23 protein-coding genes are annotated in these 26,182 nt (G+C 44.2%); 13 read left to right on the top strand and 10 right to left on the bottom strand.

The genetic code is table 11. The features are described from left to right. Positions 1 to 20: 20 nt before the first annotated feature. The 12 genes from QZY09_RS20170 to QZY09_RS20115 all read left to right on the top strand — a co-directional run bounded on the left by QZY09_RS20170 (position 21) and on the right by QZY09_RS20115 (position 11,815). A complete protein-coding gene (locus QZY09_RS20170; RefSeq protein ID WP_295675381.1) occupies positions 21 to 1,190 on the top strand; it encodes a DUF4249 domain-containing protein in 1,170 nt (389 codons plus the stop codon). Between the two features lie 3 nt (positions 1,191 to 1,193). Next, on the top strand, positions 1,194 to 2,429 hold the full coding sequence (locus QZY09_RS20165) for a DUF4249 domain-containing protein (RefSeq protein ID WP_295675377.1): 1,236 nt from the start codon (positions 1,194 to 1,196) through the stop codon (positions 2,427 to 2,429). A 7-nt stretch (positions 2,430 to 2,436) separates the two neighbouring features. After that, positions 2,437 to 3,618, top strand: coding sequence for a DUF4249 domain-containing protein (locus tag QZY09_RS20160; RefSeq protein WP_295675374.1), 1,182 nt, complete (start codon positions 2,437 to 2,439; stop codon positions 3,616 to 3,618). A 59-nt stretch (positions 3,619 to 3,677) separates the two neighbouring features. Continuing rightward, positions 3,678 to 6,056: an MG2 domain-containing protein gene (locus tag QZY09_RS20155; protein ID WP_295675371.1), complete on the top strand. Its 2,379-nt coding sequence runs from the start codon at positions 3,678 to 3,680 to the stop codon at positions 6,054 to 6,056. A 532-nt stretch (positions 6,057 to 6,588) separates the two neighbouring features. After that, positions 6,589 to 7,356, top strand: coding sequence for a hypothetical protein (locus QZY09_RS20150; RefSeq protein ID WP_295675369.1), 768 nt, complete (start codon positions 6,589 to 6,591; stop codon positions 7,354 to 7,356). Positions 7,357 to 7,398: 42 nt separating this feature from the next. Continuing rightward, positions 7,399 to 7,731, top strand: a complete 333-nt coding sequence (locus QZY09_RS20145; protein ID WP_295675368.1) for a hypothetical protein — start codon at positions 7,399 to 7,401, stop codon at positions 7,729 to 7,731. A 10-nt stretch (positions 7,732 to 7,741) separates the two neighbouring features. Beyond that, the gene (locus QZY09_RS20140) at positions 7,742 to 8,281 is read left to right on the top strand and encodes a YceI family protein (RefSeq protein ID WP_295675366.1); all 540 of its coding nucleotides are present in this window, start codon (positions 7,742 to 7,744) and stop codon (positions 8,279 to 8,281) included. A gap of 219 nt (positions 8,282 to 8,500) precedes the next feature. Beyond that, positions 8,501 to 9,178: a c-type cytochrome gene (locus QZY09_RS20135; RefSeq protein WP_295675364.1), complete on the top strand. Its 678-nt coding sequence runs from the start codon at positions 8,501 to 8,503 to the stop codon at positions 9,176 to 9,178. A 12-nt stretch (positions 9,179 to 9,190) separates the two neighbouring features. Then, complete coding sequence (locus QZY09_RS20130) at positions 9,191 to 9,553, top strand: hypothetical protein (protein WP_295675361.1); 363 nt, start codon at positions 9,191 to 9,193, stop codon at positions 9,551 to 9,553. A gap of 35 nt (positions 9,554 to 9,588) precedes the next feature. Next, on the top strand, positions 9,589 to 10,521 hold the full coding sequence (locus QZY09_RS20125) for a DUF5777 family beta-barrel protein (RefSeq protein WP_295675359.1): 933 nt from the start codon (positions 9,589 to 9,591) through the stop codon (positions 10,519 to 10,521). Positions 10,522 to 10,531: 10 nt separating this feature from the next. Then, complete coding sequence (locus QZY09_RS20120; RefSeq protein WP_295675357.1) at positions 10,532 to 10,963, top strand: hypothetical protein; 432 nt, start codon at positions 10,532 to 10,534, stop codon at positions 10,961 to 10,963. 66 nt (positions 10,964 to 11,029) lie between these two features. After that, positions 11,030 to 11,815 carry a hypothetical protein gene (locus QZY09_RS20115; protein WP_295675355.1) on the top strand — a complete coding sequence of 262 codons (786 nt, stop codon included), beginning with the start codon at positions 11,030 to 11,032 and terminating at the stop codon, positions 11,813 to 11,815. Between the two features lie 5 nt (positions 11,816 to 11,820). On the opposite strand, the gene pgl is transcribed toward QZY09_RS20115, so the two are convergent. The 10 genes from pgl to QZY09_RS20065 all read right to left on the bottom strand — a co-directional run bounded on the left by pgl (position 11,821) and on the right by QZY09_RS20065 (position 24,864). Beyond that, a complete protein-coding gene (gene pgl / locus QZY09_RS20110) occupies positions 11,821 to 12,546 on the bottom strand; it encodes a 6-phosphogluconolactonase (protein WP_295675352.1) in 726 nt (241 codons plus the stop codon). Between the two features lie 88 nt (positions 12,547 to 12,634). After that, the gene (gene zwf, locus QZY09_RS20105) at positions 12,635 to 14,146 is read right to left on the bottom strand and encodes a glucose-6-phosphate dehydrogenase (RefSeq protein ID WP_295675350.1); all 1,512 of its coding nucleotides are present in this window, start codon (positions 14,144 to 14,146) and stop codon (positions 12,635 to 12,637) included. Positions 14,147 to 14,167: 21 nt separating this feature from the next. Then, positions 14,168 to 15,592, bottom strand: coding sequence for an NADP-dependent phosphogluconate dehydrogenase (gene gndA / locus QZY09_RS20100; protein ID WP_295675348.1), 1,425 nt, complete (start codon positions 15,590 to 15,592; stop codon positions 14,168 to 14,170). Further along, the gene (locus tag QZY09_RS20095) at positions 15,589 to 16,218 is read right to left on the bottom strand and encodes an HAD-IA family hydrolase (protein WP_295675346.1); all 630 of its coding nucleotides are present in this window, start codon (positions 16,216 to 16,218) and stop codon (positions 15,589 to 15,591) included. The genes gndA and QZY09_RS20095 overlap by 4 nt, the downstream gene beginning before the upstream one ends. 5 nt (positions 16,219 to 16,223) lie before the next feature. Further along, positions 16,224 to 17,318 carry a transaldolase gene (tal, locus tag QZY09_RS20090; protein WP_295675344.1) on the bottom strand — a complete coding sequence of 365 codons (1,095 nt, stop codon included), beginning with the start codon at positions 17,316 to 17,318 and terminating at the stop codon, positions 16,224 to 16,226. Between the two features lie 103 nt (positions 17,319 to 17,421). Next, entirely contained in the window at positions 17,422 to 17,871 is a 450-nt protein-coding gene (locus tag QZY09_RS20085; RefSeq protein WP_295675342.1) for an RpiB/LacA/LacB family sugar-phosphate isomerase, read from the bottom strand. A 127-nt stretch (positions 17,872 to 17,998) separates the two neighbouring features. After that, entirely contained in the window at positions 17,999 to 20,002 is a 2,004-nt protein-coding gene (gene tkt, locus QZY09_RS20080; RefSeq protein ID WP_295675340.1) for a transketolase, read from the bottom strand. A 10-nt stretch (positions 20,003 to 20,012) separates the two neighbouring features. Next, positions 20,013 to 20,774 carry an ROK family protein gene (locus tag QZY09_RS20075; protein WP_295675338.1) on the bottom strand — a complete coding sequence of 254 codons (762 nt, stop codon included), beginning with the start codon at positions 20,772 to 20,774 and terminating at the stop codon, positions 20,013 to 20,015. A gap of 404 nt (positions 20,775 to 21,178) precedes the next feature. Further along, positions 21,179 to 23,563 (bottom strand): alpha-L-rhamnosidase C-terminal domain-containing protein, encoded by a 2,385-nt coding sequence (locus QZY09_RS20070; protein WP_295675336.1) that lies wholly within the window; start codon positions 23,561 to 23,563, stop codon positions 21,179 to 21,181. A gap of 68 nt (positions 23,564 to 23,631) precedes the next feature. Continuing rightward, on the bottom strand, positions 23,632 to 24,864 hold the full coding sequence (locus QZY09_RS20065; RefSeq protein WP_295675334.1) for a DEAD/DEAH box helicase: 1,233 nt from the start codon (positions 24,862 to 24,864) through the stop codon (positions 23,632 to 23,634). Positions 24,865 to 25,256: 392 nt separating this feature from the next. Between QZY09_RS20065 and QZY09_RS20060 the strand changes: the two genes are divergently transcribed. Next, positions 25,257 to 26,182: DUF2130 domain-containing protein (locus QZY09_RS20060; protein ID WP_295675331.1), on the top strand; the 926-nt coding region annotated here is incomplete at its 3' end.

Genomic DNA, 26,182 nt, shown 5'->3' with positions numbered 1-26,182 from the left:
GATATCTTTATTTTATACTTATGGTCGTATCGGTCAGCTGTAAAAAACTTTATAATCCGCCGGCAATTTCGGCGCCGGGGAGTTATCTCGTAGTTGAGGGTGTGATCAATAACGGCCCCGACTCTACCATTTTTAAGCTTAGCCATACGGTAAACCTCGCCAGTAAAATAACTTTAAACCCGCTAACAGGTGCTGTTTTAACGATTGAGAGCGATCAAAACGCCCTATACCCCTTGACAGAAACGCGCAAGGGCAATTACGGTATTGGCAGTTTACAGCTTGATAATACCAGGAAATACCGTTTAAGAATTAAAACTGCTGACGATGAATACCTGTCGGACTTTGTACCGGTAATAAACGCGCCCCTGGTTGATACGGTTAATTTTAACGTTGAAAGCAAAGGCATACAAATTAATGTAGGCACCCACGACGCTGTAAACAATACCAAATATTACCGTTGGGATTACCAGGAAACCTGGGTATTTCATTCTTACTATCAATCAGGCTACGTATCCAATGGCGACACCGTTGTAGAGCGGCTTTTTCCTGCAAACGAGGTGTATAATTGTTGGGGAAATGATACTTCAAGTACCATCATTCTTGGGTCGTCGGCTAAGTTGTCCCAGAATATTATTACAAATAACCCGCTCACGTTTGTTTCGTCCACATCTGAAAAATTGGGAACAAAATACAGCATAATTGTTAGGGAATATGCTTTAACCGCCGATGCGTATAAATTCTGGCAAATATTAAAAACCAATACTGAACAATTAGGGAGCATCTTCGATGCCCAGCCGTCACAAATAAACGGGAATATCCATTCAACTAAAAATCCTTCGGACGCGGTTATTGGTTATGTAAGTGCAGGAACGGTTACCAGTAAACGAATTTTTATTACAGACCAGCAATTACCGGGCTGGGTGCCGGCTCAGCCTTACCCTAATTGCAGCCTTGATTCAATTTATTTGCAATATAAACCTGCGGGGGCAACGGTCGCCGTTAACCAGGAAAATGTATATTTTAATTATCACCACCTTGCTAATCCGCAAGATGCGCTGATACCGGTAGCTGCAATAATCGTTATTCCGCCGATTGGGCCGGAATTGATCATTGGCCATACGGGGGCGCAGCCTGAATGTGTTGATTGCACATTAAGAGGGACAAATAAACAACCTGTATTTTGGAAATAAAAGATGCGAAAGCCTGAAAAGCTGATATTGATGACCATGATAATAATTAGTTGTAAAAAGCCATATGATCCGCCTGTTGTTAATTCAAACAGCAATTACCTTGTTGTTGAAGGGCAGATCAATACCGGTTCAGATTCAACCGTCATCAAACTCAGCCGTACCGTTAATATTTCAAATAAATTTACCCTTAACCCTGAGGTGGATGCAGTGGTTACTATTGAAAGTGATCAGAACGCCTCATTTCAATTAACAGGTACCGGCGGCGGCTACTATGTAGCTGCGGGATTGAATCTTGATAATTCGCGCAAATACCGGTTGCGGATAAAAACAGCAAATGAAGTTTATCATTCGGATTTTGTTGCTGTTGCTAATTCACCTGCTATTGATACAGTTAGCAGGACTTTTGAAAACGATGGGGTCCGTTTTTATGTAAGCACCCACGATCCAAACAATAACACGCATTTTTACCGGTGGGATTACCGGGAAACCTGGGTCATCCATTCCAATTATTATTCGTTTTATAAATCAAACGGCGATTCGGTAATTGACAGGAACTTGATGAATGATGAAGTGTACCAATGCTGGCGTAGCGATACGGCCAACGGTATAAACGTAGCATCATCTTCTCATCTTCAAAAAGACGTGGTCAGCAATAATCCGCTCACTTTTGTATCGGCTGCATCAGAAAAATTAAGTGCGAAATATAGTATTGTTGCAGCGCAATCGGCGCCAACTAACAGCGCTTACAGTATCCTGGTAAGGCAATATGCATTAACCGCAGATGCTTACACTTTTTGGGCGAACCTGAAAAAAAATACAGAGCTGCTGGGAAGTGTTTTCGATGCGCAACCCTCGCAGTTGCAGGGAAATATCCATTCGGAAACTACCCCTGCCGAACCGGTGATAGGCTACATTAGTGCCGGAACAGTTACCAGTAAAAGGATATTTATTAAAAACCAGGAGGTCCCTGCCGGTTGGGCGTCGCCACCGGCTTTTAATAACTGCAAACTGGATACTCTATTTCTTTCCTGGTACGCGCCGGGGGCAACGGTGCCGCTGAACCAGGAAAATGAATACTTTAATTATAATAAAGGAAATCTTTATAGCAACCGGTTAATACCTGTAGTTGCTATCTGGAACCAACAATTGGGAACGATCATAGGCCACACTGGCTCCACCCCTGAATGTGTGGATTGTACGTTAAGGGGCACAAATAAGCAACCTGAATATTGGAGATAAGAAAAAAATGAGAAACTGGAAAACATTAATATTTATTTTAATACTATTTGAAGGCTGTAAAAAACTCTACAATCCGCCTACAATTACTGCGCCCAATAGCTACCTGGTTGTGGAAGGAGTAATAAACAGCGGGGCCGATGAAACGGTTATAAAACTTAGCCACACCGTTAATATAGCCAGCAATATTACATTAAATCCGGTTAACGGCGCGGTTCTAACTGTTGAAAGTGACCAGTCGGCAGTTTATCCTTTGGCTGAATCGCAAATTGGCGTTTATACAGCAAATGGCCTGAACCTTGATAATAGCCACAAATACCGGTTGCGGATAAAAACTGCAAATGAAGAGTATTTGTCGGATTTTGTCACGGTTGAAAATTCCCCGCCCATTGATAGTGTTAATTTTGTGATCCAGAGTGATGGTTTAAATATTTACTCAAACACCCACGATGCTAATAATAATACGAAGTATTACCGGTGGGATTACGAGGAAACCTGGATCATCCATTCGCAATTCGATTCGTTTTTTAAATCAAACGGCGATTACGTTGTACAAAGGGATTATATTAACGACCAGATATACACCTGCTGGACCAGCACGGCATCAAGTACTATTATTTTAAATTCCTCGGCAAAGTTAGCGCGTGACGTTATTGTTAACAATCCTATTGTTTTCATCCCCTCAACTTCTGAAAAACTAAGTTCAAAATATAGCATCCTCGTTAAACAATATGCTTTATCAGGGAACGCCTACGCGTTCTGGCAAAATTTGAAAAAGAATACGGAGCAGTTGGGCAGCATTTTTGACGCGCAGCCCTCGCAGATCAGCGGTAATATCCATTCAACCACCAACCCTGCCGAGCCTGTAATAGGTTATATTAGTGTTGGAAGTGTTTCCAGTGCCCGGATTTTTATTGCAAACCAGCAACTCCCTGCATGGGCTGATTCGCACAATGACCCCACCTGCAAGCTTGATACTTTTTATTTCAAGTATATAGCCCCTGGATCCACAACCCCGATTAACCAGGTTGACTTGCACATCAATTACAACAAAGGCGCAACTAACCCTGAAATACCGGTTCAGGCAATCTCGCCACCGGGAAGCCCGCCGATAGGTTACACTGCATCAGAGCCATCCTGTGTTGACTGTACTTTGAGAGGAACAAATGTTAAACCGTCGTTTTGGAAATGATGAGCAATGAAAAAACTAAGAGATTTATCAATAAATTATACCTATTAAACCAACCTGAAATGAGAATTATTACAAAGAACAGCCGCGCTATATGTTTAGTGATTGTGCTTATTATGCTTATGCAACACAGCAGGGCACAGGTGATACAGGAGGTTCAAAACAGCTTTAAGCTGTATAAGCAAAATGCTTTATTGGAGAAAATTTATGTCCACACTGATAAAAGCGTTTATCTGCCGGGCGAAATTTTATGGTTTAAAGTTTATTGCGTCGACGGCAACGACCATAAACCTCTTAACCTGAGTAAGGTAGTTTATATCGAAATTTTGGATAATAGCCAAAGCCGGATCGTTGAGGCTAAGGTGGCGATGAAAAATGGTTCGGGTGATGGTTCATTATATATCCCGGTTTCTGTAAGCAACGGGAATTATAAATTAAGGGCCTATACCAGCTGGATGAAAAATTTTGGCGCCGATTTCTACTTTGAGAAATCAATCACGTTTGTTAACCCTTTAAAATCTCCGGATGCTGTTGCTAAGGAAAGTGGGGCCTATGATATTAACTTCTTCCCCGAGGGCGGCAACCTGGTAAACGGTATTAAAAGCAAAGTGGCGTTTAAGGCAGTTGGGCAAAATGGCAAAGGCGCCGACCTGAGCGGCGTTGTTGTCAACCAAAAAAATGATACCGTGGCGCGGTTTAAATCCTTAAAATTCGGAATGGGCAGTTTTTCGTTTACGCCTGAAGAAAGAAATTTTTATAAGGCCATTATAAAAATTGACGGAAACCCGCCGATAACAAAAGATATTCCTGCTGCGAACGGCCAGGGGTACGTGATGTCGTTGGCCGACAACAAATCGGGACAGTTATTGGTTACCGTAAAAGACAATGAAAATGTAGGTGGTAATATTTATCTTTTTATTCATACCCGCCAAACAGTAAAGATTGCGGAAATCGCAGGTGTTAATAATGGCAGCGCAAGTTTTAGTATCAATAAAAGCGATCTGGGTGAAGGTATCTCACATATTACAGTGTTTAATAATGCAAAACAACCGGTTTGCGAGCGGCTGTATTTTAAAAGGCCGGCACGGCAATTATTGATCGCTGCCGGCGCTGATCAGTCACAATATGGGTTGCGCAAAAAAGTGACCGTTAATGTGGAGGCTAAGGATCCGGTCGGCAAAGCAATAAACGCGGATATGTCAATGTCGGTTTACCGCGTCGATTCATTGCAGGACATTGACGGAAGTAATATTTTTAGCTATTTATGGTTAAATTCAGATTTGAAAGGTAGTATTGAGTCGCCCGATTATTATTTCAGTAACGTTAATGCTGAATCGGATGAGGCGCTGGATAACCTGATGCTCACGCAAGGCTGGCGCAGGTTTCAATGGAAAGATATTTTGGAAAACCGGGCTGCTGCCTTTAATTTCCTGCCTGAATATACCGGGCATATCATCACGGCTAAAATAGTTAATTCCGAGAATAGCACTCCCGCTAAAAACATTATGACTTACCTTGGTATACCCGGTAAACGAGTGCAGCTTTATACATCCCAAAGCGATTCATCAGGACGCTTATTGTACGAAACAAAGGACTTTTATGGTACCGGTGAGGTTATTGCCCAAACAAATGAATTGATAGACAGTACGTATCGTATTGATATATTGAGCCCCTTTTCCGAACAGTACTCCAAAACAGGGCTGCCCAAATTTGAATTTAACAGCGGCCAGGCAAATGCATTAAAAGACCACAGTATTGGCATCCAGGTTTTGAATATTTACTCGGGCAATATGTTAAAGCGCTATTATGATCCGCATATTGACAGCAGCGCCTTTTATGGAAAGCCCTTTAAAACCTATAAGCTGGATGATTTTACACGTTTTACTACAATGGAAGAAGACTTACGTGAATATGTATCGGAGGATAACATCGTAAAAACAAGAGGGTATTTTCACATAAAGGTTTTAAATAATAAGGGATTTTTAGATAGCGACCCGCTGGTTTTACTTGATGGTATCCCTGTGTTTAATATGAATAAGGTATTTACCGTCGATCCGTTAAAAGTTAGAAAACTGGAGGTGGTGCCGTTCCGGTATTATTATGGCCCATCTACCGAGGAAGGAATATTCAGTTTTACAACCTATACAGGCGACCTTGGCGGCGTTGAACTTGACCCTCGCGCCATAGTGGTTGATTATGAAGGCATGCAGCTCAGCCGGCAATTTTATTCCCCGGTTTATGATACAGAAGCCAGGGCTGCCAACCGGTTGCCGGATTTCAGGAATTTGTTGTATTGGACGCCGTCTGTAAAACAACATGCTGGCGGCGATGCTATATCTTTTTACACGTCGGATGAGCCCGGAACCTATGTAGGGGTTATACAAGGCCTTACCCCTAAAGGAGAGCCGGGGAGCGGGTATTTTACGTTCGATGTAAAATAGTAAAGCCTGATATTATTATCTAATAATACTTTTAAATGCAATATAAAAATATAATACCATAACAATATATGTATAATGTATATATTTTTATGGTATTTTTTTTTATGAATCGGTGGGTTGCATTTAAAAACAACCTCTTTAACTTCAGGATTTCCTCAAAATCTCTACAGAATTCCCTCAAAAGTCCTAAAACCGCTAATAATACCCATTTGGAGTAGTGTTGGTATTAAATTAAATATTTTTTACATATTGCATACTTTTCTTATAAACACACCGTTTTTCATTTCAACTACTTAAATGAATTGTAACATTGTTATTACAATTTAACTAGGTTGTTAGGAAAACGAATGTTTGACCAGGATGCGGGATTTAATAAAGTCACAGATCAGAGGAGAGGGCGGTATTGTTGAAATGTTCACTTGGGTAACAAATACAAACTACTTGGTATACCGTTAATAAAATGGTGTGTCTATTTTAGGTTTTATATAACGCCTTTATTAATAAACAGTTATTTCGAATTAAAGTTGGGAAAATGAAAAACAAGTTAAAATCTATCAAAATGCGAAAAACAATGATCATCCTGGCGGTATTATTGGCGGTACTTTACTCGTGTACTCATGATCATGCAACTCCAACACCAGTAACCAATACCGGGGGAGGAGGAAATGGCGGTGGCGGCGGAAACGGCGGCGGTGGCGGTGGCGGTGGCGGAACCCCACCCCCGAGTGATTCTGTATGTTTCCAAACAGATGTACTGCCATTGTATCAAACCTATTGTGCAAGTACCGGCTGCCACGACGGAAAAAAAAATGGGGAGGACAACAACTTTAACCTGACTACTTATGCCAATATAAAGGCAGGGATAGTTGCTTTCAATCCGGGGCAGAGCAGGTTTTATACTATTATACAGAGCGGCTCAATGCCCCCCAGAAACTCGCCGAAGATTACTTCGACACAACTGGCCACCATTGCAAAATGGATCAACCAGGGGGCCTTGAATAACTCGTGTACAGTAACAGGTACCTGCGATACAACAAAAACGACTTATACAAACGGGATCTCCCAAATCTTTGCAACCTATTGCAACGGATGTCACGGCGTAGCACCGGGGTCGGGTAATGTTGTGCTAAGTGATTACAATAGCGCCAAATCAGCCGGAACGTCGCTTAAAGGCACCTTCCTGAATGCGATAAACTACACCTCAACCAGCTCATTAATGAATATGCCTCCTTCAGGACCATTAAGCAGCTGCCAGGTTAAACAAATAAGTATTTGGATAAACAGCGGTTGTCCGCAATAAGCAAAAAGAACCATGCGATATATTTTTGTATTAATACTCCTAATGTTGAGTATTAGCAGCTGCTATTATGACCGTGCCAGCCTGGTTTATCCTCAAACGACGTGTGATTTAACTAAGGTGACTTACAGCATATCGGTAACAGGGATTCTTCATGCTAGCTGTTACAGCTGCCACAGTGGTAATGCCTCTGCAGGTGCAGGTGTGGTATTGGATAATTATAACGCTGTAAAAAAATATGTAACCAACGGACAATTAATGAATTCGATCAATCATACCGGAGGAATCCCCGGAATGCCACTGAGCGGTTCACAATTAAGCTCCTGCGAAATATCAACGATTCAGAAATGGATCAGTAACGGAACACCAAACAATTAAACTTAACAAAATGAATAAGCTAATTTTTTCTCTATTGCTTACGGGCGTAAGTTTTACGCTGCATGCGCAAAAAATATATTCAACAAAAACCGGGCAAATAAGATTTAATGCCAGTACGGCGCTTGAAAACGTTGCCGCCACTAATAACCAGGTTGACAGTAAGATGGTTGATAAAACAGGCCAGATCGTTTTTAGCGCGTTAATCAAAAGCTTCCGGTTTGATAATCAGCTGATGGAAGATCATTTTAATGAAAACTACCTGGAGAGCTCCAAAATTCCCAAAGCTGAATTTAAGGGTTTTATTACAAATGCGGCGACCATTAACTTTTCCAAAGACGGCAAATATCCCATAAATATTGATGGTAGTTTGTCTCTGCATGGCGTTTCGCAAAAAGTTACTGCCAGCGGCCTAATGACAATTTCCGGAGGCAAGCCAACGATAACAGGATCTTTTAAAATAAAGATTAAGGAATATGGCATTACCGGCCTATACATTGGTGAAAAGATAGCCAGCGAAGTGGAAATAACGATTAACTGTGCCTATGACTAAAATGAGAGCAGATCAGAGGCAGGTTGAATATTGAGCATTTTAAATCTGCCTAATCTCATAATTTGGAATGACTGGGGTCATTTTAAGGAAAGATAGGTACCGATAGATTTGTACTATTAATTTATTAACCCTTCAGACGAAAAAAAAACAGGGTTTTCTACCTTTTCATTTTTCCTCCGATTTTAAAAAGTAAAGTTCCGGGATTTAAACAAATCTGTTATGAGAAAGGCACTAATTATGATAACCATTACCGTGGCAGTACTCTATTCATGTACACATGATCGCGTGGTTCCGTACAATACGAGCAGCGGTCCAATTGCGAAAGGAGACACTGTATGCTTTCAGTCGGATGTCTTGCCCTTATTTCAAACGTATTGCGCAAGTACCGGATGTCATGACGGGAAAAATAATGGCGAGGATCGAATATTGAACTTAACTACCTATAATAATATCATGCAGGGAATTGTTCCTTTTAATACCGGACCGAGCAAATATTACAGTGTGATTCAGAATGGTTCAATGCCGCCGGGCAATTCGCCCAAATTAACTGCCGCCCAAACGGCTACGATTGCAAAGTGGATCAATCAGGGGGCTTTAAATACATCATGTGCAACAGCTACCTGCGATACCACCAAAACTACTTATAGCAACGGCGTTTCGCAGATATTTTCTACCTATTGCAATGGTTGTCATGGTGTAGCGCCGGGCTCCGGAAACGTAGTATTAAGTGATTATGCCAGTGCGAAGTCGGCTGGTACTTCACTGAAAGCCAGTTTCCTGGCCGGTATTAATTATACATCAGCTTTACCGGCAATGAATATGCCGCCATCCGGCCCGCTAAGCAGCTGCCAGGTTAAACAAATTACTAAATGGATCAACAATGGTTGTCCTCAATAAATTTTGAATGTCATGCGATATATTTTTGGTTTAATACTCTTTGTTTTATGTGCTTCAGGTTGCTATTACGATCATGCAGACTTGGTTTACCCCCAAACCGCGTGTAATTTAACAGGCGTAACGTACAGCGTATCCGTAAAAACGATACTTAGCTCGAATTGCTACACCTGCCATAGCGGAAGCGCGGTTGCCGGGGGGGGGATTGCCCTGGATAACTATACTATTGTAAAAGCATATGTTACTAACGGGCAACTGATGAATTCTATAAATCGTACCGGGGGAATACCCGCTATGCCGCTTAGCGGATCACAACTAGGTTCATGCGAAATCCAGACAATCCAGGCTTGGATCAATAGCGGAACGCCAAACAACTAAACTCAAACGAAACTATAATTAAAGCACTCAGCACTATGAAGAACATCACTCACAATAACATCAGGGTACGCAACGTAGTTGGTGCCATACTTTTAGCCTGTTTTTACTTTTTGCCAATTGTAACAAGTGCGCAAAACGTCGACTTGTTTAAGCAGCAGGATGAACAGGACAAAAAAGATGCAAAAGAAACAACCGATATAGTTACCTCAACATTTAAAACAACCCGGATTGTGAACAGCCAGTCTATCGAAAACACTGGCGCCGGTATTCTGGACGTGAAGATCTCACACAGGTTTGGTTTGGTAAATACCGGGTCCTATAATTTTTACGGCCTTGACCAGGCAACCATGCGTTTAGGGTTAGACTACGGCATTAGTAACAGGCTTGAAGTTGGTATAGGCCGCAGCACTTACAATAAAGAGTTTGATGCCTTTTACAAATTCAGGATCCTGAGGCAGTCTACCGGCAGAGCGGCCATGCCTATATCCCTGAGTCTGAGTTCGGACGCAGTTTGGCGTACGATAAAAGACCAGCCAACAGTGTATGCAATCAATAGCTCTGATCACTTTAATTTCACCAATCAATTGATCATTGCACGCAAATTTGGCGACTATTTTTCGATCCAGTTTGTGCCAACCATGGTACACTATAATATTGTTCCGACAAAAGCAACGCCCAATGATCTGTATTCAGTCGGCACTGGTTTTAGAATAAGGCTTTCCAAAAGGGTAAACTTTACCGGCGAATATTACTACCAGGTTACGAAGTTCCAGGGCACCTATGATGCGATGTCACTCGGCTTTGATATTGAAACAGGCGGGCACGTATTCCAGTTCTTCTTCACCAACTCAACCGGCATAAACGAAAGCAGCTTTATTACCCAAACCAACAGCCAGTGGAGCAATGGAGGCATCCATTTGGGCTTTAATATTTCAAGGGTATTTACGGTGGTTAAACACAATCAATAAACATTACAAAATGAAAAAGAAGATCATATTAATTGCATTGGCTGTCATTTTAGTTGGTGCCTTTGGGGTGTGGTATTACGTTTTCCCTTACTCTGAATCACACCATAGAGATGTGGTAAATGAAGACGCTATCAATGTTACGTCGGTTCAAATCGTTAAGGATTATCAAACCAACGAGAAAAATGCAAATACCAGGTACTTAAACAAGGCGGTACAGGTAACAGGCACCATTTTGTCAAAAAAAGCAGACCAGGCGGGTAATACAACGGTGACCTTAAAGAGCGGAGACGCTTTTGCGAACGTTTTTTGCACTTTAAAGCCAGGCATAACATTGGGTTCTGCGGATTCAACAGTAGTTATAAAAGGAATTTGTTCGGGTTTTTTAAGTGATGTAGTTTTAAGCGGAGGGGTAATTATTAAACCCGAACAAATTCCAAAATAATATATTAAAGGTATCCTATGTCATAAATTTTGGCAGACAGGATAGATATCGCTAATTTGCCCTATAATGAAAATAAAATATGCGATCATTATAGGGCTGCTTTTAGCGGTCAGCGCCTTTGTTGCCAAAGCACAAAAGGTTACGCTTGATTATTATTTTAATCACGAAGTACGTCAAACGGCTGCAGGAAAAACAGGGCGGTATCATTATACATGGGAAGACAAAACGGGCACCGGGTTTTCCATTTTTGGCGATGCTTTTAAACGAGCAGGCGCACATTTGGATACACTTGGTGCAGCACCAACATTAAATAATTTAAAGGGAACGGCTATTTATATCATAGTTGACCCGGATACAAAAAAAGAAAGCCCCGACCCTAATTATATTGAGGCAATTGATGCCGGACAAATTGCCGCCTGGGTAAAAAAAGGTGGTGTATTATTAATGTTGGCCAATGACAGCGCTAATGTTGAATTGCCACATTTTAATAACCTGGCGGCTAAGTTCGGAATGCATTTTAATGATGATTTGCAAAACCATGTGATCAATGATCAGCACATTGATGACGGTACAGTAGTGACTGCCGGAAACCCAGTTTTTAAAACCGCCCGTAAAATATTTATGAAGGATGTCTGTTCTATCGGCATCAGCCTTCCGGCTAAAGCAGGTCTGAAAAACAGCAATGGCGCTGTGATCATCGCCATTGCTAAATATGGTAAGGGAACGGTTTTTGCCGTCGGCGATCCCTGGTTTTATAATGAGTATACCAATGGTAGATTACCGGCAGGGTTTGAAAATGACAAGGCCGCGAATGATGTAGCGCAATGGCTCATTGCCCAGATTCCAAAGTAGAAAATTTAGTTATTTTCAAGCAACTCCGCTGCCGCTGTATCCATAAACCATTCAATTTCTCCTACGATGGGTTCAATCAGCTGCGCCGGGTATTCTTCTATATCCTCGTCGTCTTCCAGTACATGTTGCACCGCAACAGCCTTGCCCTCGCCGTAAACTAAAAAGGCAATATGTTTGGCCTCATTGATAAGTGGCGCATTCATGGTAATGCGGTAAACATTTTGATCAGGTAAAAAAACCTCGCTCACGCCGGGCAGCCTGTCGTGTAAAACTGGGGTAAAAGGGAACAAAGATGCAGTATGCGAGTTATCGCCCAAGCCTAACAATACAAGGTCGAAACTCAGTTCATCTTCATCAAAAAAATCTTCAATCACTTCCTGGTACTTTGCGGCAGCCTCTTTCGGGCCGAGGCCGGTATCAACCGGAAATATATGGTCTGGATCGATCAGCAACGGCGCGAATAATGCGTTTTTGGCCATCAGGTAATTGCTGTCCTTATCGGTTTGCGGCACGTTGCGCTCATCCCCAAAAAAGAAATAAACTTCGTCCCATTCCAGCTTGTCCTCGTAATCAGAGGCCAGCAGTTCATAAAGTTTTTTGGGTGAACTACCACCCGACAGCGCTACAGAAAACTTACCTTTTGCGGCAATGGCTTCGTTCGCAACTTTAACAAAGTGCGCCGCCAGGGCAGCAAGCACCTCGTTTTCGTTATTGAAAATATTTAGTTCCATTTGTTTAAGGATCAGACGTTAGTTGAGAATTAAAACAGTATTCATCTTTCGGACTTTACTGACTTTCCCGACTTTCGGACTTAATCAACTACTTTTTGCTTATCGGCAACGTAAACCAGTTAAAACCATCCCTTGCAATCAGCGCTTCGGCAGACTCAGGGCCCCATGAATCAGCTGAATAATTAGGGAAATTCAAACTTTTTTTCGTTTGCCATGTACTTAAAATCGGCATGATCAGTTCCCATGCAGCTTCTACCTGGTCGCCGCGCATAAACAGCGTTTGATCGCCCAGCATGGTATCCAATATCAGGGTTTCATACGCTTCAGGGGGCTGTGTAGTGTAGGTGCCTTTATAATCAAACACCATATCCACGGTGTTTAGCACCATATCTAAACCCGGGCGTTTGGCCTGCACTTGCAAACGAATGCTCATTTCTGGCTGGATGCTGATGATCAGCCTGTTTTGCTGCCAGCTTTCGGCAGCTTCCGTCGGGAAGATCAGGTGCGGTACATCCTTAAATTGTATGGTAATTACCGATGCAGACTGGTGCATGCGTTTACCGGTCCGCACATAAAAGGGTACGTTTTGCCAGCGCCAGTTATCTACAAAAAACTTAACTGCAGCAAAAGTTTCGGTATTTGATTCAGGGTCAACTTTAGGTTCTTCGCGGTAGCCCGGCACTTCCTTGCCCTGCATCCAGCCGCTGGCATATTGGCCACGCACGGCAGACATCCGCACATCATCGGGCCCAAACCTGCGCATGGCTTTTAAAACATCCACTTTGCGGTTGCGCACCTCATCAGCGTTAAAGCTAACCGGTGGTTCCATCGCTATGTGGCAAAGTAATTGCAATAAGTGGTTCTGGATCATATCGCGCATAGCGCCTGCGCCATCGTAATAATCGCCGCGCTCTTCAACTCCCAATTGCTCGGTTACCGAAATCTGTACGTGCTCGATATAATTACGGTTCCATAGCGGTTCCATAATAGAGTTGGCAAAACGGAAAGCCATAATATTCTGCACAGTTTCTTTGCCCAGGTAATGATCTATACGATAGATCTGGCACTCGTTGAAAATACCCGAAAGTAATTTATTCAGTTCTTTGGCTGTTTCCAGGTCGTGCCCGAACGGTTTTTCAATTACTATCCTTACACGATCGGGGTCTTCGGCTAATTTTGCTTTGGAGATATTGGAGGCGATGATCGGGAAAAAGTTTGGCGATACCGCGAGATAGTAGATCACATTGGCCTGTGTTTTCCATTCGGCATTGTGCTCTTCTACCCGTTTTCCAAATTCTTTATAGGTTTCAAAATCATTGATATCTGAAACCTGGTAGTGGATATTTTTTGAAAACTCAGCCCATTTTTTCGGGTCAGCTTTTCCGCTGCGCGAAAACTGGTTAATATCCTTTAACAGGTTCTCGCTAAATTGCTCGTCAGTAAACTTGGTGCGGCCTGTACCAATAATGGAATATTGGGCCGGCAACCAGCCGTCCAAAAATAAATTATAAAGGGCAGGGGCAATTTTCCTTGAAGTAAGGTCGCCAGTACCGCCGAAAATGATAAATACAGTTGGTTCTGTTTTTATGCTTGAGTTCATTTTTTCGTTTTTAGTAGCCATCTATATCTTTTCTACCCATTGTGTATGAAATACGCCCTCTTTCCCGATCAGCTCATAGGTATGAGCGCCAAAATAATCACGCTGCGCCTGGGTTAGGTTTGACGGCATCCTTTTGGTACGGAAATTATCAAAATAACTTAATGACGCTGTAAAAGCAGGCGCCGCTATGCCGGCAGCAATAGTTGCCGATAAAACTGTCCTGGCGCCTTGTACAGTTTCGCTTACAAGATCATGAACATGCTGATCCAGCAGCAGGTGTTCCAGTTTACTGTTCTTTTCGTACGCGTTGAAAATATCATTCAAAAATGCAGAGCGGATAATACATCCGCCGCGCCAGATCCTGGCTATCTCACCAAGTTTAAGGTCGTACTTAAATTCTTCAGAAGCCCGTTCGAGCATATGCATGCCCTGGGCATAGCTGATGATCATCGTAAAATAAAATGCCTGCTCCAGTGCAGATAGAAAAGCATCGGTATCCACATTCAGTACCGGTGCGTCTTTGCTGTACAAATCGGATGCCTGCACACGAAGTGCTTTGTATTTCGATAGGTCGCGCATTGAAACAGCGGAGTCGATCGTAGGGATCGGGGCCTGCAGGTCCATAGCTACCTGTGATGTCCATTTACCGGTGCCTTTTGCTTTGGCCTCATCCTTAATGTCGTCCAGTAAAAGGTGATCAGCACCGGTTGCTTTATAAGCAAAAATATCTTTGGTGATATCTATCAGGAACGACTTTAACCTTCCTTCATTCCATTTAGTGAAAACTGCGCCGATAGCCTCATTATCCATTTGCAGGCCGGTTTTCATGATCTCGTACGACTCAGCAATCAATTGCATCAGGCCATATTCAATACCATTATGCACCATCTTTACAAAGTGACCAGAAGCGCCGGGCCCTATGTAGGTAACGCAAGGTGCGCCATCTACCTTAGCAGCAATAGCTTCGAAAATCGGTTTCATTACATTATAGGCATCCTTGTCGCCGCCCGGCATCATGCTGGGGCCGCGGCGTGCGCCTTCCTCGCCACCTGAAACACCCATGCCGAAAAAATGGAGGCCAATAGCTTCCAGTTCATCCACGCGGCGGTTGGTATCAGTAAAATGCGAGTTACCGCCGTCGATAAGGATATCGCCTTTATCTAAAAGCGGGGTAAGTTCAGCTATAACACTGTCAACAATTTTGCCTGCCGGTACCAGCATCATAATGGCACGCGGGGTGGTAAGGCTTTGCACAAATTCTTTTGCATCCCCAAAACCTTTAACATCCTTATCTTTTCCTTCTTCGTTCAGCGATGCAACTTTCGCTGCGTCTTTATCATGGCCCGCCACGGCATAGCCATGATCGGCCATGTTAAGCAACAGGCTGCGGCCCATGGTGCCCAGGCCTATCATGCCGAAAGCATATTTATTTGATGTATTGCTCATTTTGGTTGGAATGTTTCTTGTTTAAGTTCTTCTAATATTCTTTTGGTCGATTCAAAATCGGCATGCTGGAAAGACCGGATCCCCAATTTCTGGGCGGCCCTTACAAACATGATCCTGTCATCAAAATAAACACACTGGCTGGGCTGGGCCAGTGCTACACCCATTGCCAGTTTAAATATACCCGGGTCTGGTTTGCGCATTTTTACCTCGCAGGAGGAGATAAAGGAATCAAAACATTCGTGCAGTTTGAACTTTTTTACCCGGTAGTCGTTTAATTCCTTGCCCTCATTGTTGATGGAGATAATTCTGAAACCACAGGTTTTCCGCCATTCTTTCAGCCACTTTAACGTATCGGGCAGTTCGATGCTCTGCCGGTAAATAAATTCCTTGAAATCTTCGCGCGCGAAATCGCGCGGATGATTAAAAACCACCGTATCAAGGTATTCATCTAAACTGATGCTGCCAATTTCATAAACGTTAAAGATGAAACTGTGAAGCGCGTTTACCTCCTCATAATCAAGACCAAATTTTTCAGCAGCCTCTTTGCGCGACTCGTGCCCCCAGCCATTGCTCAGCAGCACGCCTCCTATATCAAAAAACAGGATCTTTACCGATGTAGCTTCCAAATTTTTTAAACTTTAGTTTTCTGGTCTTCAATCGCGTTCAGCAGTTTCTCAAAAGGCTTGTTAAATTTATCAATGCCCTCATCTTCTAATTGCTGGGTAAGCTTATCCAGATCAATACCGGCTGCTTTCAGGCGGTCTAATGTTTCGGTGGCTTTATCCAATCCGTCTTCCAAAACATTGGCAGCAATGCCATGGTCGCGGAAAGCTTCAATGGTTTCCAATGGAACGGTATCAACAGTATCAGCGCCGATTAATGCTTCAACATATTTGGTATCTTTAAATGCAGGGTTTTTGCTGCTGGTACTTGCCCAAAGCAGGCGCTGTACTTTGGCGCCTTTGGCAGCCAATGCTTCCCAACGCGGGCCGCTGAATACTCTTTTATAAATTTCGTAAGCTTTTTTTGCTGACGCGATAGCAACTTCGCCTTTCAGGTCGCCCAGGCCTTTTTCATCCAGTATCGGATCAACCAAAACATCTATGCGGCTTAAAAAGAAGCTGGCAACAGATGAAATGTGGCCGATGTTATGGCCGGCGGCTAAATGATCTTCCAAACCTGCTATATAGGCCTCTGCTACTTCTTCGTAACGCGGCAAACCAAACAGCAGGGTTACGTTAATGTTGATGCCTTTTGCGATGGATTGCCTGATAGCTGCCAAACCCGGCTTTGTACCCGGGATTTTGATCATTACGTTTTTGCGGTCAACGGCTTTCCAAAGTTCTTCGGCCTGTTTAGCGGTTTCCTCTGCTTTCAATGCCAAAAATGGCGAAACTTCAAGGCTCACATAGCCATCTACACCTTCTGATTCATCATAAATCCCTTTAAAAAGGTCGGTGGCGTTTTTAATATCTTCAATAGCCAATCCGAAGAAGATTTCTTCGTTGGTTTTTTCGCTGTCGGATAATTTGCGGATATCAGCATCGTAGTCCGAACTGCTGGTGATCGCTTTTTCAAAAATAGCCGGGTTAGAGGTTACACCCCTCACGCCGTCTTCATCGATCAGTTTTTGCAATTTGCCCGACGACATGATTTCGCGGTCAATAAAATCCAGCCAGATACTTTGGCCAAAGCTGTGTATTTGTTTTACTTTGTTTGTTTCCATGATGCTTTATTTTATTTGAAGATTTGAAAGTGTGCTGATTTGAAAATGATAAACATCAGCACGGCAATTTTCAAATTTTCAAATGGTTAAATTTTCAAATTAACTAATCTCTTTTCTCCAGTTCGTGCACTTTGCCCAAACGGCGTAAATGTCTTTCGGCAGCAGTAAATTGTGCGTTTAAAAAAGCGGACACATACTCTTCGGCCGCCATATTGCCGGTAACCCTGCCACCCAGGCAAAGGATGTTCAGGTCGTCGTCCTCAACGCCCTGGTGTGCCGAAAAATGATCATTGATGAGCGCTGCCCTAACCCCGTGTACTTTGTTAGCCGCTACTGATGCACCAACACCACTGCCGCAAACGGCTATACCACGGTCAACTTCGCCATTTGCCACGGCTTCGGCCAGGGGGATCACAAAATCAGGGTAATCGTCCTGGTTATCCAGCTTGTAAGCACCAAAGTCAACCACCTCATGCCCCAGCTTTACCAGGAAAGGGTGAATAACTTCTTTGAGTTTATATCCGCCGTGATCGGCTGCAATTCCTATTTTCATTTAGTCCCCCGCCCCAAATGAGGTTGTTTAAAGCCCCCGGCTAAAAATAAGCCGGGGTTGTTTTATAATGCTATTGTTTTTCTAAATAAAATCCTTTTTCTCCGTTTATTGCCGGGAGGTATCAGGATTAAAGTGCCTTCGCCCTCTTTACTACATTATCAACCGTAAAGCCAAAATGCTTGTACAGGTCGTCGGCAGGAGCTGATTCCCCAAAGGTTTCCATGGCTAATATATCACCCTCGTCAGTAGTATATTTATGCCAGCCCATTGGCGAAGCCATTTCAACAGCCAAACGTTTTTTAATGGCTTTAGGGAATACGCTTTCTTTATATGCGGCATCCTGTTTTTCAAACAATTCCCATGATGGCATGCTTACAACGCGGGTTGCAATGCCCTCAGCCTCCAGTTTAACCTGGGCGTCCATAATCAAAGCTACTTCAGAACCGGTCGCTATTAAAATAATTTCAGGAGTTTTACTTGCCTCTGATAAAACATAGGCGCCTTTCTCTAATCCTGTGGCTTTGCCATATTTATCCTGGTCGATGATTGGCAATCCCTGGCGCGTAAATACCAACACCACCGGGCCGCCTTTATGTTCAACGGCAATCTTCCATGCCTGTACGGTTTCATTAGCGTCGGCAGGACGGATCACCGTGATCCTTGGGATCGAACGAAGCGAAGCCAGCTGCTCAATCGGCTGGTGGGTAGTGCCATCTTCGCCAACGCCTATACTATCATGGGTATACACAAAGATTGGGCTCACCTGCATAATCGAGGCCAGGCGGATAGGAGGACGCATATATTCGCTGAACATCAGGAAAGTTGCCCCGAAAGGAATAACCCCCGACGTTAAAGCCATCCCGTTTAATGCCGCACCCATGGCATGCTCACGGATGCCAAAGTGGAAATTACGGCCTCCACGGTTTTCAGAAGTGAAGGAATCGAAACCCTTTAAATTTGTTTCTGTTGATGGCGCCAGATCGGCCGCGCCGCCAATTAAAAAAGGAATTTTTGCGGCAAGCGCATTTAAGGCTTTGCCAGATGCCGCACGTGTAGCTATTTTTGGGTCAGTCGCTTTAAATACCGGCAGGTCATCCGCCCATCCCTTTGGCAACTCGCCCCTGGTTGCCAATTCATATTCTTCAGCAAGTTCAGGGAATTGTGCCTTATAGTCGCTGAATAATTTATTCCATTTGGCTTCTTTCTCAATGCCTTTTTCGCCAGCCTTATGATAAAATTCTTTAACCTCGTCAGGCACGTAAAATGATTTTTCAGGATCAAACCCGAAGAATTTCTTAACCAGTTTAACTTCGTCAGCACCCAGTGGCGAACCGTGAGAACCTGCAGTGCCTGATTTATTCGGACTACCATAAGCGATCAGTGAACGAACACGGATCAATGATGGTTTTTGCGTTTCGGCTTTAGCATTGGTGATCGCTAATTCCAGAGCATGTGTATCGTTAACATCGGGCAGGTCCTGTACGTGCCAGCCGTATGAACGGAAACGTTCGCTGACATCTTCATTAAACGTGATGTCCGTAGCGCCTTCTATTGAAATGTGGTTGTCGTCGTACAAGTAAATCATATTGCCCAGCTCCAGGTGCCCGGCTAGCGAAGCGGCTTCTGAAGTTACCCCTTCCATCATGTCGCCATCGCTTACAATAGCGTAAACGTGGTAATCAAAAAGATCGAAACCTGGCTTATTATAGCGTGATGCCAAATGTTTCTGGGCGATAGCAAAGCCTACACCGTTTGCAAAACCCTGGCCTAAGGGGCCGGTAGTTACGTCGATACCCGGGCATAAACCATATTCGGGGTGGCCGGCAGTTTTGCTGTTTAACTGGCGGAAATCTTTGATATCATCTAAACTAACATCATAACCCGTAAGGTATAAATAGTTGTACTGCAAAATACATACGTGCCCGCAGGAAAGGATAAACCTGTCGCGATTGTTCCAATGCGGGTTTTTAGGGTTATAGTTTAAAAACTTTGTCCAAAGCACATGGCCCATCGGCGCCAGCGCCATTGCGGTGCCCGGGTGACCGGAATTTGCTTTTTGTACAGCATCGGCAGATAATATTCTAACGGTATCTATTCCAAGGGTTTCTATGTCCTGTGTAATTGCGCTCATTGAATTGGTATTATAGTTTTAATTTTGCTTTAATTGGTTTTTCTGTTGATTCAGGGATCAGGTCATTTACCCAAAGCCTGGTGCCGCCTTTAATTCCATCGGCGTTGGAAACGATTTTCATGTTCTTATCCAGCTTAAATGTCAGCTTATCGGAGTTGCCGCCGCCTATATACAAATAATCGTAATTGAATACTGTTTTCAAAACTTCAAAAACCTTTTGCATCCGGCGGTTCCATTTTTTGTAACCTTCCTTTTCAATAGCTACTTCGCCGATGTATTTATCATATGATTCTGATTTCCCGAAGGGCTGGTGCGAAAATTCCAAATGTGGCAGCAAGTTGCCGTTATACAATAATGCGGTTCCGAAACCGGTGCCCAGGGTAATAACAAGTTCGAGACCCTTACCCCTTACCACACCCAGCCCCTGCATATCCGCATCATTTACCACTTTGGCAGGATGACCCAGATCCGCTTCGAGTTTTTTTGCCAGATCGAAATCTTTCCAAAGTTCTGTACTCAAATTTGGCGCTGTTTTTACTACCCCTTCTCTTATATAACCAGGGAACCCTACTGAGATCCTGTCAAATGCAGGAAAATCAATAACCAGTTTTTTGATTGCTGCAATTACATTTTCAGGACTCGCAGGTATGGGGGTGGGTACCTTTTCATAGGCTTTTTGCAGCTCGCCTTTTGCGTTTAAGATCGTACCCTTGATGTGAGAGCCTCCAATGTCTAAGGAAAGAATTTTTAACTGATCGGGAATGGTTTCCATTAAAATGATTTGTTTTTAATTTTTATGCCTGGTAGAGCGTATGGACAAAATTTGTTTTAACAAAACCGCCAGCTATCTGTTTTTTGAGTAATTAACCTGAAGTATTTAGCGGTGTAAATATCAAGATTTAATCATAATTAATTGTTAACAATTAACAGGAATATTCAACACCAAATAAACAACTTTAACACAACAATACGGTAATGTGTTTGTTTTTTTTGGTTGAAAGGCAGGCTTTTGACGGTGGAATTGCATTTTAGCGAATAGTTGGTACTATCATTTTAAAAAAAGCAGAAAAGAACCACGAAGTTTTTAAACGGAGAAGCCCACTACAAGGCCTTTTAAATAAATTACAGATAAATCCGGGTAAAAGTTGGTGATTCTGATGGGCCAATCTTCCTAAATTAAATCTTAAACGAATTCTCTCCTGCCTTTAATAGATAACTTTTTCCGTTCCACATAAAAATACCTGTTGTTTTTTGAGGTAGACTGATGTTGATTTTCCAGGTTGCACCGTCCCGGGTATAACTTACGGCTACTTTACCGTTCGGATGCGGGATCTCACCGGAAGCATTTTTCAAACCTCCCAGGTGAGGTTCAATCTTTACCTTACTAAAGCCGGGGGCATAGCTATCAATCCCCAATATCGTCCGGTAAAATTCAATGTTGGGACTGGCGCCCCAGGCGTGGCAGTCGGAGCGGGCATTGGGCAGGTCTGAGATCTCGGCCCAGGTGGTTAAGCCATTGGCGATGTTTTTGCGCCAGATATCCAGCCAGTTCATATAATCATTTCCCAAACCGCCTTTTACCAGGGCCTGGTGCATGTAGTATTTAAAATAGATGGTGCAGGGCGTTAAGGTGGTGTCATTTAGTATTTTTTTGCTCAATGCCATTTCATCCTGTGATTTCACCAGACCCGCCAATATCGCCAGTGAATTAGCGTGCTGCGAAAATAAGTCCTTGTCTTCGGTATCGGCATAAAGATTTTTGGCCAAATCCCAATATTTATTTTGAATGGTCTGTTTGAGTTGGGCGGCTTTTTCATGATAGCGTTTTGCAAAAGCCGGCATGCCAATTTTGCTTTCCATATCGGCCGCCATCTGGTAAGCCAATAGTAATTGCAGGTCAAGTATAGCTGAACCACCTTTTGAACCGATCGGCGGCTTGCCGCCATCCCAGTTTTTACCCTCGGCCCAGTCCACAAATGTCCAGTAAGGGGTGCCTTTTAACGAGCCATCAGGCTGCTGGTATTTGCTAAAAAAATCAAGGACTGAGCGCTCGCCCTGCAGCTTATCCTTTACAAAATTACTGTCGGGCCGGTACATCCAGTAATCATGCAAAACCCCTATATACCAAAGGGAAAAGGTCGAAATTATCTGCGGGCTGTAAGATGGGTGCCTGCTTAAAGTCAACCCCTCTGCTATGCGCGAATGGTCCATCAGGTTGATGGCGTTGCGCATCAGCCGGTCATCGCCGCTGTTATAATAGGATACCATTCCCTGGATGCGGGTATCGCCGATATATTGCAACTGCTCGTAATAAGGGCAGTCCATATAAGTTTCCATGGCATCCAGCCGGGCGGTGCGCCAGCCGATGTCCAGGATTTTTTGCATTTCAGGATTCCCGGTTTCCAGTTTGGCATTTTGCTGAAATGGGTAGCCGGTAAATGTGCCGTAAATATCATCGATCACCAGCGGGTCGTCCTTGGTTTGGATCCTTAACCGGATATAACGGTAGGTCCGCCAGTAAAGCGTGTTGAAGGTTTGGCCGGCGGTTCCGTCCGAAATCACGCTATCGCGTCTGCCTGCAAAATCTTTACCCTCCACATCGTTGCGGTTTCCCTTGCGGGAGCCATATTTGCCCAGGTTATCAAACATGGCCTCATTATACATCAGCGACATTGCCGCACCTTTGCCATTGCTGAAATTTAAAGTGACATAAGCGCTGGTGAGGTAAGTTTGATCAAGCAACAAAGTTGCCGTTGTATTGGCCGGGATAGTTATAGTTGTTTTATTCGATGGGAACGTTGATGGAGCCGTAATCCCGTCTGCCTTGCGTAAAACCGGGATCCGCTGCAAAGTGCGCTCCATTTGCGGGATGACCGAAGGCACCAGCATCCAGCCAAATGCGTCGGCAAGGCCTTTGGGTTTCCCGTGTTCCATTGCATCGGCGCTGGGCCAGGCGGTATCATCATAATCAGCGCCCATCCAGTTTTTAATGGTTTTGTTCATGTCCATCAGTTCACCCGGACCGGCAACATAATAGGTGGGGTAACCAATGCCTGTTATAGGGGTATATGCCTTATTTTGTTGACATTTCCATGAGTTGCCTGTGTTCAATATTTCTTCGGCGGTGGAGTTTCCCTGCAGGATAAAAGCAGTACGCAACGAGATCTGTGCCTCGGGCCTCACTTCTGCTTCGTTCCATACAACAGCCGCTATACTGTTTTTTCCGGCCGTTAAATAAGGCGCCAGGTCGATGGTCTCATAGTTCCAGTAATAGGTATCCCCGCGTGCCGGGCCAACCGATACCAGTACGCGGTTTACATATAATTTGTAGCGGTTATCGCCGGAGACTTTTACGATAAAGCTGTTTGGCTTTGCAGGAAGATCAAGAGTTTTGCGGAAATAATAAACGCCGTATTCCCTGCCGGGATCGTTTGCCGGGCCTATCCAGTAGGCATTCCAGGGTTTGCTTAAAACGGTTTTGTCATTAGCTATCTGGGCGGAGCCGTGTTTTGCAAGCAGCAAAAAGCAGGCTAAAAAAAAGGCAGTTAAATAAGTCCTCATCTTTTGGTTTATAATGGACTAATTTAGCTGCTTTTATTTAAGCCGGTGTACTGTACCGTATAAAAATTTTATGCCGGGTTATTGGGCCTGCCTTTTGGCCTGCTTTTATTGCCCCATTTGCGTTGCTGAGGCCTTTTGTTGGCCGATTGCGGCGTATGTTTAACCATTTCGATACTTTTCAGCTCGTCAGGTACTTCCATAAGGCGGATGGGTTTTTCAATCAGCTGTTCAATGCTTTTTAACTTGCGCTCGTCGCGGTGGTTTACAAACGTGATGGCGGTGCCTGTAGTTTCAGCGCGGGCGGTGCGGCCTATGCGGTGGATATAATCCTCAGGGTCGCCGGGTACATCGTAGTTGATCACCAGGTCAATCCCCTCCACATCAATCCCCCGCGAAAGGGCGTCGGTTCCAATAATAATAGGCAATTGCCTGTTTTTAAAGTTAAGTAATATCTCTTCGCGTTCCTTTTGCTCCAGGTCGGAGTGAAAGGCTGATACGTTAAGCCTGGCAGATTTCAATTCCCTCGCCAGTGATTTCACAATTTCCTTCCTTGAGCAGAAGATCAAAATACTGGTATAGCTGCCAGTCTTCAGCAGCATTTGCAGCAATGGTGTTTTCTGTGCGTCGTGCGCCCGGTAAACCTGCTGGTCGATACCCACGGCCGGTTGCGAAAGCGCGATATTGATCTGTTGCGGATTGTTTAATATAGACTTGGCCAGCGTGCGGATCCTCCCCGGCATAGTGGCCGAGAAAAGCAGCGTTTGCCTGGTTTTAGGCAGGTAGCTCACTATCCGCATAATGTCATCGTAAAAGCCCATGTCCAGCATACGGTCAGCTTCGTCTAGCACCAGGTGGGTTAAATGGTTCAGCTTTAACACGCCCGAAGTAAGGTGTGCGATCAGCCTGCCCGGTGTGGCGATGATGATGTTTACGTTGTTTTGGATACCCCGGCGCTGCTGCTCGTAGGCAATGCCGTCGCCGCCGCCAAAAACCGCAATGGAACTGATGCCCGTAAAATAGGCAAGGCCCTCCACCTGCTGGTCGATCTGCTGCGCCAGCTCGCGTGTTGGCGCAAGGATCAGGCAATAGCTATGGTGTTTTTGGGTTTTGCTGATATGCTCCAGCACAGGCAACAGGTATGCCCCGGTTTTGCCGGTACCTGTTTGCGCGCAGGCAATAATATCGTTACCCGCTAATATAATGGGGATGGCCATTTCCTGAATCGGGGTAGGGGTATTGAAACCCATACTCAAAATGCCTTCTAATAAATGCTCGTTAAAATTGAATTCCTGGAATGTCACTATACTTTTATGGTGATGAGGTATGCAAGATAGGAAAAATTGTTGTGTTAACAGCAAATTGCAATAAAAGCGACACGCGCGTGGCATTAAACGCAATAAAAACAACATAACGGCGAGTTGACTCACCCGGACGTTGCTACGCTCGTCCGCCCTCTCTCCCGCAAGGTGGCAAAGAGGGCGGAGAAAAATATATGATATAAAACCGTCCCCGACCCTCTTTACGGCCTGCCGTAGAGAGGGTCGACCAGCGCAGCGTAGTCGGGGTGAGTCCCCCCTGCGGACATTAACGCCAATGCCCGCCTACCTGGCACTATTCCCGCGTTTATTACCGCCAATCTTTATCAATCATTATCATTAATTCCGTTATTTGCATCTTTATTTCCCTTTATAGTATGGCAACAGAAGTTAAGTGTCCTAATTGTGGTTTTGGATTTCCGATTGAGGAAGTGATGTCCGAAGAATATAAAAAAGAGCTGCAGGTAAAAATGCGCGACTATACCCGTCAAAAGGAAGAAGAATACCGCAAAAAAGAAACCGATTTTGTAAATAAAGAACGGCAGCAGCAACTCAACTTTGAGCAGCGCCTCACCGACGAGAAAAAGCAATTGCAGGCCATTATTGAGCAATCCCTGCGCAAAAGCATCGGGTCAGATTATGAGAATAAGCTGGCCCTGCTGCAGAATGAAAAAAACGAAACCGACGAAAAACTCAAAGCCTCCCGCCAAAAGGAACTGGAGTTTATGCAGAAGGAAAATGCGCTAAAACAACGCGAAGAAGAATTGGAACTCTCCGTACAGCGCAAACTGCAGGAGCAGCGCAGCGAGCTCACCGAAAACATCCGCAAACAGGAAGCCGAGCGTTTTAACCTGAAGGATACCGAATACCAGCTCAAACAAAAGGAGCTTGAAAAGCAACTGGAAGACCAAAAGAAACTGGTTGATGAGATGAAACGAAAAGCCGAACAGGGCTCCATGCAGTTGCAGGGCGAAGTGCAGGAACTGATCCTGGAAGAATTGCTGCGCGAGAGCTTCCCATTCGACCTCATCGGCGAGGTGGGCAAGGGCGTGCGCGGGGCCGACTGTATCCAAACCGTGCGCAACAAGTTCGGGCTGGTGTGCGGGCGCATTATTTATGAAAGCAAACGTACCAAGGATTTCAGCGGCGACTGGATAGATAAGCTGAAAAAGGACATGCGCGCTATCGGCGTGGATGTGGCGGTTATCGTGTCGCAATGCTACCCCAAGGGGATGGATTGCTTTGGCGAAAAGGATGGCGTATGGATCTGTTCCTTCGAGGAGTTAAAGGCCGTGGCCTATAT

It is taken from the genome of uncultured Mucilaginibacter sp., assembly GCF_903913935.1.
Taxonomy (GTDB): domain Bacteria; phylum Bacteroidota; class Bacteroidia; order Sphingobacteriales; family Sphingobacteriaceae; genus Mucilaginibacter.
This window is presented reverse-complemented; position numbering and strand designations above follow the sequence as displayed.

Coding starts and splice junctions, on each gene's coding strand:
- QZY09_RS20170 (WP_295675381.1), top strand. CDS start 21: ATGGTCGTATCGGTCAGCTGTAAAAAACTTTATAATCCGCCGGCAATT.
- QZY09_RS20165 (WP_295675377.1), top strand. CDS start 1,194: ATGCGAAAGCCTGAAAAGCTGATATTGATGACCATGATAATAATTAGT.
- QZY09_RS20160 (WP_295675374.1), top strand. CDS start 2,437: ATGAGAAACTGGAAAACATTAATATTTATTTTAATACTATTTGAAGGC.
- QZY09_RS20155 (WP_295675371.1), top strand. CDS start 3,678: ATGAGAATTATTACAAAGAACAGCCGCGCTATATGTTTAGTGATTGTG.
- QZY09_RS20150 (WP_295675369.1), top strand. CDS start 6,589: ATGAAAAACAAGTTAAAATCTATCAAAATGCGAAAAACAATGATCATC.
- QZY09_RS20145 (WP_295675368.1), top strand. CDS start 7,399: ATGTTGAGTATTAGCAGCTGCTATTATGACCGTGCCAGCCTGGTTTAT.
- QZY09_RS20140 (WP_295675366.1), top strand. CDS start 7,742: ATGAATAAGCTAATTTTTTCTCTATTGCTTACGGGCGTAAGTTTTACG.
- QZY09_RS20135 (WP_295675364.1), top strand. CDS start 8,501: ATGAGAAAGGCACTAATTATGATAACCATTACCGTGGCAGTACTCTAT.
- QZY09_RS20130 (WP_295675361.1), top strand. CDS start 9,191: ATGCGATATATTTTTGGTTTAATACTCTTTGTTTTATGTGCTTCAGGT.
- QZY09_RS20125 (WP_295675359.1), top strand. CDS start 9,589: ATGAAGAACATCACTCACAATAACATCAGGGTACGCAACGTAGTTGGT.
- QZY09_RS20120 (WP_295675357.1), top strand. CDS start 10,532: ATGAAAAAGAAGATCATATTAATTGCATTGGCTGTCATTTTAGTTGGT.
- QZY09_RS20115 (WP_295675355.1), top strand. CDS start 11,030: ATGAAAATAAAATATGCGATCATTATAGGGCTGCTTTTAGCGGTCAGC.
- pgl (WP_295675352.1), bottom strand. CDS start 12,546: ATGGAACTAAATATTTTCAATAACGAAAACGAGGTGCTTGCTGCCCTG.
- zwf (WP_295675350.1), bottom strand. CDS start 14,146: ATGAACTCAAGCATAAAAACAGAACCAACTGTATTTATCATTTTCGGC.
- gndA (WP_295675348.1), bottom strand. CDS start 15,592: ATGAGCAATACATCAAATAAATATGCTTTCGGCATGATAGGCCTGGGC.
- tal (WP_295675344.1), bottom strand. CDS start 17,318: ATGGAAACAAACAAAGTAAAACAAATACACAGCTTTGGCCAAAGTATC.
- QZY09_RS20085 (WP_295675342.1), bottom strand. CDS start 17,871: ATGAAAATAGGAATTGCAGCCGATCACGGCGGATATAAACTCAAAGAA.
- tkt (WP_295675340.1), bottom strand. CDS start 20,002: ATGAGCGCAATTACACAGGACATAGAAACCCTTGGAATAGATACCGTT.
- QZY09_RS20075 (WP_295675338.1), bottom strand. CDS start 20,774: ATGGAAACCATTCCCGATCAGTTAAAAATTCTTTCCTTAGACATTGGA.
- QZY09_RS20070 (WP_295675336.1), bottom strand. CDS start 23,563: ATGAGGACTTATTTAACTGCCTTTTTTTTAGCCTGCTTTTTGCTGCTT.